Source organism: Streptosporangium sp. NPDC048886 (assembly GCF_055586905.1).
Genome location: NZ_JBVJHH010000047.1, coordinates 66,728 through 74,776, shown reverse-complemented (window position 1 = coordinate 74,776; position 8,049 = coordinate 66,728). Strand labels below are relative to the sequence as shown.

8 protein-coding genes are annotated in these 8,049 nt (G+C 70.2%); 3 read left to right on the top strand and 5 right to left on the bottom strand.

The features are described from left to right. The first annotated feature begins 495 nt into the window (after positions 1–495). Complete coding sequence (locus tag ACZ6R6_RS40530; RefSeq protein WP_470102240.1) at positions 496–834, top strand: PadR family transcriptional regulator; 339 nt, start codon at positions 496–498, stop codon at positions 832–834. Next, positions 831–1,898 (top strand): hypothetical protein, encoded by a 1,068-nt coding sequence (locus ACZ6R6_RS40525; protein WP_470102239.1) that lies wholly within the window; start codon positions 831–833, stop codon positions 1,896–1,898. Before ACZ6R6_RS40530 ends, ACZ6R6_RS40525 begins: the two co-directional genes overlap by 4 nt. A 290-nt stretch (positions 1,899–2,188) precedes the next feature. Here the strand turns inward: ACZ6R6_RS40525 and ACZ6R6_RS40520 are convergent, their stop codons facing one another. Further along, a complete protein-coding gene (locus ACZ6R6_RS40520) occupies positions 2,189–2,752 on the bottom strand; it encodes a DUF402 domain-containing protein (protein ID WP_470102238.1) in 564 nt (187 codons plus the stop codon). A gap of 234 nt (positions 2,753–2,986) precedes the next feature. Then, positions 2,987–3,823: an alpha/beta fold hydrolase gene (locus ACZ6R6_RS40515; protein ID WP_470102237.1), complete on the bottom strand. Its 837-nt coding sequence runs from the start codon at positions 3,821–3,823 to the stop codon at positions 2,987–2,989. Between the two features lie 42 nt (positions 3,824–3,865). Here ACZ6R6_RS40515 and ACZ6R6_RS40510 point away from each other — a divergent pair, with 42 nt between their 5' ends. After that, entirely contained in the window at positions 3,866–4,459 is a 594-nt protein-coding gene (locus ACZ6R6_RS40510; RefSeq protein WP_470102236.1) for a CGNR zinc finger domain-containing protein, read from the top strand. A 309-nt stretch (positions 4,460–4,768) separates the two neighbouring features. Here ACZ6R6_RS40510 and ACZ6R6_RS40505 read toward each other — a convergent pair whose 3' ends face one another. The 3 genes from ACZ6R6_RS40505 to ACZ6R6_RS40495 all read right to left on the bottom strand — a co-directional run bounded on the left by ACZ6R6_RS40505 (position 4,769) and on the right by ACZ6R6_RS40495 (position 8,026). Next, positions 4,769–6,097 carry an MFS transporter gene (locus ACZ6R6_RS40505; protein ID WP_470102235.1) on the bottom strand — a complete coding sequence of 443 codons (1,329 nt, stop codon included), beginning with the start codon at positions 6,095–6,097 and terminating at the stop codon, positions 4,769–4,771. A gap of 214 nt (positions 6,098–6,311) precedes the next feature. Beyond that, positions 6,312–6,602 (bottom strand): hypothetical protein, encoded by a 291-nt coding sequence (locus ACZ6R6_RS40500; protein WP_470102234.1) that lies wholly within the window; start codon positions 6,600–6,602, stop codon positions 6,312–6,314. After that, a complete protein-coding gene (locus ACZ6R6_RS40495; RefSeq protein ID WP_470102233.1) occupies positions 6,599–8,026 on the bottom strand; it encodes an MFS transporter in 1,428 nt (475 codons plus the stop codon). Before ACZ6R6_RS40495 ends, ACZ6R6_RS40500 begins: the two co-directional genes overlap by 4 nt. Positions 8,027–8,049: the final 23 nt, after the last annotated feature.

Here is an 8,049-nt window from a genome sequence, read left to right as displayed (position 1 = left end):
CACCGGCATCCCCGGCCCGCTGGACGTACGCCTGGACGGCGCGGCCACCCGGCGACGGCTCCGGACCGTCCTGCGCGGCGCCCGGCGATTCCTGCAGCCGGGAGACCCGCCGACGGCCCGCCCGCGACCGCATCTCTGAAGAACCGGTGAAGCAGCGTGTGTCCGCCGGTAAAGAGCGCGCTTTCAACGGCACCACTATCGGGATCTCGCCGTGCCGGATAGTGCATCGGTTCTGTCCAGCGTCGAATCACGGCCGCGACACCGTGATCTGAAAAACGTTCCGGACACATGGAGGCATCGCCATATGCACGAAATATGCATCTTTCGTCGCATTTATACGGCTGGCATGCGGCCTCGTCACGTGATCATGCGACGGGTATATCCGTTGGAATTCCGGCGGAACTGCCTGGCCCCTTGCTGTCCGGGCAAACGGTGCAGCGTATTTCCTGGGTCCGGCCCCCCTAATATCATGTATTCCAATATATGGTGAATGACATGGGCTCACGAGCTGTGACGGAACCCGCGTTCCTTGTCCTCACCGCGCTGGTCGATGCCCCACGGCATGGCTACGGGCTCGTGCAGGAGGTCGAGAAGCTGTCGGACGGGCGGGTGCAGCTGAAGATCGGCACGTTGTATGGCGTGCTGGACCGATTGGTCGCTGACGAGCTGGTGGTGCTGGACCGCGAGGAGGTGCGGCAGGGGCGGCTGCGTCGCTACTACCGGCTCACCGAGTCCGGGGTGCGTGCCCTGGAGGCGGAAGCCGCCCGGCTGGCTGGAAACGTCGAGAGCGCGCGCCGGCGGCTGCGTGCCCGGCAGGCGGGAGGCATGGCGTGAGCCTTCTGGAAGAGCGCTACCGCCGCGTGCTGCGGCTGTTGCCCGTCTCCTATCGCGCCGAGCGGGAGGAGGAGATGGTTGGGGCCTTTCTGGAGGGAGCAGGCGATCTCTCCGGCGCCGACAACCCTCGGCCGCGCTGGTCGGAGATCGCCAGTGTCGCAGCCCTGTCCATCCGCATACGCCTGGGAGGCGCGGGCGCCGCGCCGAGACACCTCGTCTGGGGTGAGGCGGTCCGCCTGACAGCCGTGCTGGGACTGTCCTTCCAGGCGATGATGAGCTGTGTCTGGCTCGCCGACGTCCTGAAGCTCTACGGGATCTTCGGCCCGCCGTCCGGCGACTATCAGGTCTTCCTCGGTGCCGCCGGATCGGCGGAACGGTTGTGGGACATCGTGCAGGTGCTCACTCATCTTCTGTGGATCACGGCCTTCGTCTTGCTCGTCCGTGGTCGCCCGCGCGCTGCGCGGACACTGACATTGCTCGCTCTCGCGCTGCTTTACAGTCCCATCGTCCAAAACAGGGACGTGTTCCCGAACGGGGGCGTCAAGGACCTGGTTCTGCACAGCGTGCTGTCCGTGGTGCCCGTACTGGCGCTGCTGGCCGGATTCCATCGGGATGCGCCACGGACACGCTGTCCCTGGCGGGTAGCCGCTCTGCCCGTCGGCGCCGGCGTCCTGCTTCAGGTGATCTTGAACGTGTTGGGCTCGATGTCGCTGGCGCCGACGATCGACTTCCGGTTCTGGTCATGGGTATGGCCGTGGCTGGGCGAGTCGGGACTGGCCTGCCTGGCGGTGCTGGTCGCGAGCGTGGCCTGCGTCGGGGTACGTGTGTGGGGCCCGGCCAGGCGACCCCCCTGCCTGCCGCTGGCAGTGGCGATCCTGATCGTGCCCGTGACGCTCGCCCGCGCCTTCGACCTGACCTTCGACGCGGTCGATCCGGCCACCCGGGCCATGGCGGCCGTGAACGCCGGCCAGCTCGTCGCGCTTCTGCTGTGTGCTCTGACGCTCACCGTCCTGACCGCAAGGACAATGCCCACCCCCCCACGGGTGACTCCGTCGTCCCGATGAATCCCCAGGCTGGGCAGTACTCCAACAGTCATTTACACCGAAGAACGATCTTCTTGTACGGTCTGGCCCCACGACGGCGTTCTCCGACTGACGAGGCGTTGTCGCGTCGTAACCGATCGAGAGACATCCAGCAGAAGCCGAACATCGGCTGACATCGCGGCATACGCCCGCTCGCACGGTTTCCTTGCGCCGAGGCTGGAGCCACAGGCCACGATCGCTGGGGAGTAGCGGCGGCCGAGGCATGTGCGTGCATGCGGCCGACGGCATGACCGATCCCGGCTGTCAAGGCATCACGGAGGCGGCCGTAGCGCCGGGGACAACATCGGGAGCGGCCAGGAGGGATCGAGACGCCAGCCGGGCCACCCGGCCCCGAACGCCCCGTGGCGGCCCTCGATCATCGCCATCGCCTCGTCACGGGCGGCCTGCACGTAGCGGTGTTCGGCGTCGGTGACGATGCCCAGCCTTCTGGCGTGAAGGTATTCGTCTTCGTCCTTCCAGGCGCAGGAGGACAGGTCCGGTGCCACAACGAGGTCGACGAACAGGTCGAAGGTGTCGACGCCGTCGCGGGTCCGTGCATAGGGCCGCTGGAAGTTGACGTACCAGCGGTCCAGACGGTGATGGGTGAAGAACAGGTTGACGCTGAAGTACGCGCCGGGGGTGAGGATGCTGAGCCAGGTGGTCTCGCGCCACGTCCAGTGGCCCAGCTCCCATCGCCGAGCGGCGAGGTGTGCGATCGCCGCACTGCGGGCCCCGCTGTCACCGGTCTGCAGCCAGTCGATCCAGGCGGTCGGGGCAAGGCTCTGGATGCCGGGCCAGTAGGCCAGCACCAACTCCTGCTCATCGTCGCCGACCACCCGATGAGGCGATGCCGTCCATACTCTTCCGGCGAAGACGTCGCGGCGGATTGCCGTGGAGCCCACGGGAAACCGCGCCGCTGTGAAGATCGTCATGGGCGTATGATGGCACGCTGATCGGACAATGCCTCTGGTGTGGCTCGCATGTAGGCGGGCACCTGCTCGCTCACGGCAGGCCCGGGACCGCACCAGGCCAACCGCCGTCGACGGCCTGCCGACCGGCGGTGATGGCGGCTACCCGGCCTTGAGGAAGTCGCGCAGGTGCTCCAGCACCACGTCCGGCCGCTCCTCGGCGAGGAAGTGGCCGCAGTCGGGAATCTCCGCGCCTCGCACGTCACGCGCGTAGTCGCGCCAGACGTCCAGCACCGGCACCCCGGCGGGCAGGCCGCTGGACCCCCAGAGCGCGAGCACGGGCATCTGCAGCCGCCTGCCCGCGTCCCAGTCGGCGTCGTCGTGGGCGGCGTCGTCGGGGAAGGAGGCCCGGTAGTCGTCGAACCCGGCGCGGAGCGCCTCTGGCCTGGAGAACGCGCGGACGTACTCCTCGACCTCCAGCGCGGCCCGCCGTACCGTCCACTTCTCGAAGAAGTGGCCCAGATAGCCCGCCACGTCAGCGCCGGCGAGCCGCTCGGGCAGGTCGGGCTGCAGATGGAAGGCCCAGTGCCAGGCGCCGAGCGCCAGGCCCGTCTGCGTGTTGAACCTGCGCCACATCTCGCGGGTCGGGATGATGTCGAGCACGGCCAGCCTGTCCACCTCGCCGGGGTGGTCGAGCGCGTAGCGGTGTGCCACCCGCGCGCCCCGGTCGTGGCCGATCAGCGTCACCGACGTGTGGCCCAGCGAGTGGACCAGCGCCCGGATGTCGGCCGCCATCGTGCGTTTGTCGAAGCCCGAACGTGGCTTGTCGGTCAGGCCATATCCCCTCAAGTCGGGCGCCACGACCGTGAACTCGCCGGCCAGCTCGGGGATGAGATGCCGCCAGCAGTGGCTCGTCTGAGGCCATCCGTGCAGCAGCACCAGCAGCGGGCCCTCGCCCGCGATCAGATAGTGCATCCGCAAGCCGTCGAGATCTGCCATCCGTGATTCCGTCATGCCGTAACTGCATCATATAGTTACAGCATGCACAAGTCGCTGTCGCCGAGAGACTGGGTATGGGATGGCGGGCGCCCCAGCCTCGATCTGGTCAACACCTTCCGCAACCGCAAGACCGGGGGCCGGGAGCTGCTGCGTACTCCCGAGGACCTGGACGCATGGCTCGCAGCAGCAGGCCTGGTCGAGGCGGACACCGGCGGCGATCAGCTCGCCCCGGCCCGCGAGGCGCGTACCGACAGCACACAGCTCGCGCTGGCACGCGAGCTGCGTGAGGCGATCCACCGGTGCGCCTCCGGCACGCCGTCGCCCGACGACGTCGAGCTGGTCAACGGCTGGGCGGCGCGGCGGAAGGCGACCGTGCTGCAGCTCGCGCCCGACCTTTCCGTGGTACGGCCGGCCCCGGAGCAGCCCGTGGAGGCGGCGCTGGCCGAGATCGCGCACGACGTGATCGACCTGATCGGCGGGGCGGAATGGGTGAGGCTGCGCGTGTGCGCCAGTCCCGAGTGCGGGCTGCGCTTCGTCGACCGGTCCAACGCGGGCAAGCGCCAGTGGTGCTCGATGAAGCGCTGCGGCAACCGCGAGAAGGTCCGTCTGCACCGCGCCAGGCACACACCCGAATGATCCGGTCAACCGGTCGCCTCCGGCTTGTCACGACCGCGGACAGCAACCGTGATCCGGCCCAGAGCTCCGGGGCTGCGGTCGCGCCTGGGAGAACATCCCCGGAATCGACGCCGCCCGCGACCTGCTGACCGACCCGGCCGCTCGATCACATCGATCGCCGAGCTGCTGGGTGTCTCCCCGGGCACCCTCTACAACCACACCCCGGACCTCAGAAGGCTGCGGGCGGGCGCCGTACCCCGCCGGCTCGAAGCCGGGGCGGGGTCCTGAAGCCACCACCGGCTTCCTCGCCCCCTGGCGTCGGGACCGTGACTATGTGTCGCGAGAGGGGACGGCTCGCCGGACGACGAGGGCGGCCGCGAGGCACACGGCTCCAGCGACCGCCATTCCGGACGAGGGGCCCAGGGCCGCCATCACCCCGGTGGCAGCCGCCAGGGTGAATGTCTCCAAGCTCATCCGCGCCGTGCTGAACAGCGCGGCGCCCGCCCCTCCGCGCTGGGAGGGCACGTACTTGAGTGCCTGCCCGTCCGGGACGCCTTCGGTCAGCCCAAGACAGAGCCCGATGACCCCGGCCGCGACGAGGAGAGCAGCGGGATGGTCGGTGACCTGGAGGACGAGCGCGGTGACGGCGCAGGCGAACAGCGCGGTCGTCACCAGCGGCCGTGCCCGTCGGCGCGCGATCCGCGCGGCGAGAAGCGGAAGGACCGTCGACGGCACGGTCAGCAGGCTGAGCATGACCGCCGCCTCGCCCGGGCCTCTGCTCTGGACAGGGCCGAGCTGGGGGAGCACGGTCAACCCCACCACGAGCATCCCCATGAAGGCACCCGTCGCCAGGGCGTACGCGCGATAGGCGGGGATCCGCAGCAGGTCCACGGGGATCGCGGGATCGGACGCACGCCGTTCCACGCGGACGAGCCCCGTGGCGCCGGCCGCCGCGACGAGGACGAGTGCGACCGGCCCCCACCACGGGACGCCGGTCCCAAGGCCCAGCCCGAGTGCGGTCACCACGGCGGCGATGGTCACCCCGAAGAGGACGGCGCCGGCAAGGTCGAAGTCATCGGGCACCTCGGGGCTGCGGAGACCCGGAAGCGCGAGTGTGGTCAGGGCCGCGACGGCGGCGACAGTCCCCGGCACGACGAAGACGAGGGGCCAACCTCCGACGGCCATGAGGGCCTGGGCGACGACCGGTCCCAGCGCCAGACTGGTGCCCAGCACGGCGCCCGCGTAGCCGTACACCCGGCGCCGCTCCGCCGGCGGGTAGACGGCCAGGACCATCGACGATCCACCGGCGGCGCACATGGCCGCCCCGACTCCGGCGAGCGCGCGGAGGGCCACCAGGGACAGCAGGTCCGGAGCGAAGGCGGACAGGACCCCAGTGGCCGCGACGACGATGTTGCCGACGGCGAAGAACCGGGTGCGGGCGGTGCGATCCGCAGTCGCCCCCGCCAGCAGCAGGGCTGCGGCGAAGAGTCCGTTGTAGGCGAGGACGACCCACGGACCCAGGGCAGCCGCACCGGGCAGCTGCGCGCTCACATCGGGGACGATCGCTGTCGCGCCGGTGATCGCGAGGGGGAACACCGCGGTGGAGATGAGGTCGGCGACAAGGACGCGCCGACGTTGACGAAGAGACAAGGCGAACACGGGTGCGCTCCGGAACAAGGGAGATCCGAGCGCCACAGGGGCGCTCCTGGCCAGGGGTCAGGAGCGACGGCGAGAACCGGGGTTGTGCGCCGCCGCTCTCAGCGACGGCGCACCTTGTCTGTTTTCGACACGGGCACACGCTAGCAGCAGCCCCCCGGGCGAGCGAGGCACCCACTCGGAGGTAGGTCCGGTGCTCAGAGGTGGGTCCGGTGCGTCATGGGGTCTTGCTGTGGCCGAGGGCCTCGACGATGCGTCCGCCACGGACGTGCATGAGGTTGACGCCGGCCACGGAAGTGGACTCGACGTGGGCGTCGCCGAAGGCCAGACCCCACAGGACCAGCAGGGCCACGCCCCCGACCGGGTTGCCGCCGGCGATCGGGAGGAGGGCCAGAACGACGGCGAGCAGAACGCTGACGGCGATGAGGGTCGCTCGGATGTCACGGCCCGCGGCGATGCCGGCGACGCGGAATCGGGGATTTCCGGAACACGCACGGCCGGCTCTCACCGGCCCTGCTGGGGCGCCTCCACCGGGCAGCTCATCCGCGGCCGGGAGTCGGCCAGGACGTTCTCGCGGATGGCGAGCAGGGTGATCAGTGCGGAGAGGGCCATCATCGCCGCGCTGACCAGCATCGTCGTGTGGAACCCGGCGGTGAACGCGACCGGGTCGTTGAAGGCGTCGCCGGTCAGGCCGACCAGAGGGGGGAGCGCGGCGACCGCCAGCAGCCCGCCGGTCCGGGCGACGGCGTTGTTGACGCCGCTGGCCACACCCGCGTAGCGCTCCTCCGTGCTGGCCAGCACGGTCGCGGTGAGCGGGGCGACCGCCGCCGACAGCCCCAGGCCGAACACGGCCGCCGGGACCAGCACACCCCCCAGGTAGGACGTGCCCACGCCGATCCTCGACATCAGCAGCAGCGCGACGGCGCAGAGCAGGATGCCCGCCGTCATCGGGATCCGGGGCCCGATCCGCTTGGCCAGCTCGCCCGCCCAGGACGACAGCAGCAGCATCAGGACCGTCACCGGGATCATCGCCGATCCGGCCACCGTCGGGGAGAAACCCGCCGAGACCTGGAGCTGGACGACCAGCAGGAAGAAGACCACGCTCATCGCGGCGTACATCACGAACGTGACGACGTTGACCGCGGTGAACACCTTCGAGCAGAAGACCCCGACCGGCACCAGGGCGTCGGGCGAGCGCCGGATCTCCAGCCAGACGAACGCCGCGCCCAGCAGGACGCCGGCCGCGATCGGGACCGGCCGCAGGCCGATCAGACCGTAGGTGACCCCGGCCAGCGCCAGTGCGGCCAGCACCGCGCCGAGCACGTCGAAACGCCCGCTCGCCTCCACGTCCCTGCTCTCCGGCACGTGCCGTACGGCCACCGCCACCACCAGGGCGGCCAGCGGGAGGTTGATCAGGAACACCCAGCGCCACCCGGCCGTCTCCACCAGCCACCCGCCGAGCAGCGGCCCGACGGCCGCCGCCGTCCCGCCCAGCCCCGACCAGGCGCCGATCGCCTTGGGCCGGTCCTCGCGGACGTAGGACGCCTGGATGATGGCCAGGGAGCCCGGCGTGAGCAGCGCTCCGCCGACGCCCTGCAGCGCCCGGGCCGCGATCAGCGTCTCCACGTTGGGCGCCAGTCCGCACAGGGCCGAGGCGAGCGCGAACCAGACCACGCCGACCAGGAAGACCTTCCGCCTGCCGTACCGGTCGCCGAGCGAGCCGCCCAGCAGGATCAGGCCCGCGAGGGTGAGGGTGTAGGCGTTGACGGTCCACTGCAGTCCCGCCATGTCGGCCCCGAGGCTGTCGCCGAGCGCGGGGAGCGCCACGTTGACGACCGTGCCGTCCAGCAACGCGATCCCCGAGCCGAGCACGGTGGTGAGCAGGACCCAGCGACCCTGAGCTGAGCGGAGCCGAATATGGCCGTTATCCATAACCCTAATCATCGCTGACCGTT

Bases quoted from the DNA above. Each gene is read 5' to 3' on its own strand.
- ACZ6R6_RS40530 (WP_470102240.1), top strand. From the start codon at position 496: ATGGGCTCACGAGCTGTGACGGAACCCGCGTTCCTTGTCCTCACCGCG.
- ACZ6R6_RS40515 (WP_470102237.1), bottom strand. From the start codon at position 3,823: ATGGCAGATCTCGACGGCTTGCGGATGCACTATCTGATCGCGGGCGAG.
- ACZ6R6_RS40510 (WP_470102236.1), top strand. From the start codon at position 3,866: ATGCACAAGTCGCTGTCGCCGAGAGACTGGGTATGGGATGGCGGGCGC.
- ACZ6R6_RS40495 (WP_470102233.1), bottom strand. From the start codon at position 8,026: ATGGATAACGGCCATATTCGGCTCCGCTCAGCTCAGGGTCGCTGGGTC.